Consider the following 1,564-nt stretch of genomic DNA (forward strand, 5'->3'; position numbering starts at 1 on the left):
GAAGGGAGACCAGCTATATGAAGTCAAGACCTGAAGGCTAGCTTTTCTCATTCCCGGATCTATCGGAACCAGCACCTTGAGAACCGGATACCGAATGCTTTGAAGGGTCCCTCCCGGGCCTTGCCGGGTCGTAGGGGACCCCGTCGCGCATCACCGCAAACACTATGTGGCAGAGCTTGCGCGCCACGGCGGTCACCGCCACGCGGTGGCACTTCCCCTCGGCGCGCTTCCTCTCGTAGAACGCCCCGAGGGACGGGTCGTACTGCCGCGCGCGGTTCGCGGCGAGCCACAGCGCCCTCCTCAGGTACGGGGACCCGTGCTTCGTGATGGGGCCGCCCCCGCTGTCGAACTTGCCCGACTGGTTGACGGAGGAGCTGAGCCCGGCGTAGCTCACGAGCGCCGGGGCGTTGCGGAACCGGCCTATGTCCCCGATCTCGGCGACGATCTGGGCCCCGGTCGTGTAGGACACCCCCGGGATGGTGAGGACGAGCGGCTCCACGAGCTCGAGCAGCTCGCGCACCCTGCGCTCGACCTTCCCGCACTCGCCGTCGAGGAAGTCCATCTGGCGGACGAGCGACTGGACCTGCATCGCCGCGGCGCCCTCCCCGAGCCTGATGCCGACCGACGCCCTTGCGAGGGCCTTCAGCTCGGCGGCCTTGCCGTCCACGCGCCGGCTGCCCCGGGCGGCCTCGGAGATGTCGCGCTGCAGCGAGTCGACCCTCCTCCGCGCGACCTGCGACGGGAGCGGGCTCTTGGAGAGCACGGCCCGCCCGGCAGCGCCGAACATGTCGGAGAACGCCCCGGAGAACTCCGGGAAGTAGGAGTCCAGCAGGCACGTGCACTGGGTCTTGACCTCGGCGAGCTCGGACTTGAGCGACTGCTGGTAGCGCGTGAGGGTGCGCAGGGACTGCACCTCGTCGGTGGCGAGCCTCGTCGGGTCGTACTGGCCGATGCGCAGCGTCTCGGCGATGAGGCCGGCGTCTATGCGGTCGTTCTTGACCCGGTCGAGCCCCCTGAGCCTGCGCACGGCGCGGACCTGCACCGGGTCGATGACCGCGACGGCGTAGCCCCTGGAGACCAGGAACGCGTAGAGGGCCATCCAGTAGTGCCCGGTGGCCTCCATGCCCACGAGCACGTCGCCCGGCTCCTCGGCCACCCCCTCGAGCCAGGCCTCGCACCGCTCGAACCCGGCGGCGCCGTTCTTGAAGCCCATGGGCTTGCACAGCTCGGAGCCGCGCTCGTCCACGGCCCCTATCACGTGGTCCGCCTTCGCGACGTCCACACCGGCGTAGATCATCTCCCCGCCCTCCTCTCTGCTGCAGGGCGGCGGGCCGCCTGCCCGCGTCACCCGGGACCGCAACCTCCTAGAAGAGATCCGAGGTGGGCGTGGGCCCCCTCATCCAGCTAATCCGCGGCCCGCCCGGGTGGGGCAGGATGCCACTCTCCCTTGCGAGGTCGCCTCGGGCGCCCCAACTGCCATGCCGGCATCCCTGCCCGCCAGATTCTGCATTGCACCAAAGCATCCGGTATCCGGCTCTCAGATGCAACGACTTAAAGATAGGAG

The 1,564-nt window shown here is 69.1% G+C and carries 1 protein-coding gene; it reads right to left on the reverse strand.

From position 1 onward, the window contains the following. Positions 1 to 37 precede the first annotated feature (37 nt). Positions 38 to 1,297 carry an IS110 family transposase gene (locus tag B5G02_RS09955; RefSeq protein ID WP_094336096.1) on the reverse strand — a complete coding sequence of 420 codons (1,260 nt, stop codon included), beginning with the start codon at positions 1,295 to 1,297 and terminating at the stop codon, positions 38 to 40. Between the last annotated feature and the right edge of the window lie 267 nt (positions 1,298 to 1,564).

Source organism: [Collinsella] massiliensis (assembly GCF_002161605.1).
In the GTDB taxonomy this organism is placed as follows: domain Bacteria; phylum Actinomycetota; class Coriobacteriia; order Coriobacteriales; family Coriobacteriaceae; genus Enorma.

Coding starts and splice junctions, on each gene's coding strand:
- B5G02_RS09955 (WP_094336096.1), bottom strand. CDS start 1,297: ATGATCTACGCCGGTGTGGACGTCGCGAAGGCGGACCACGTGATAGGG.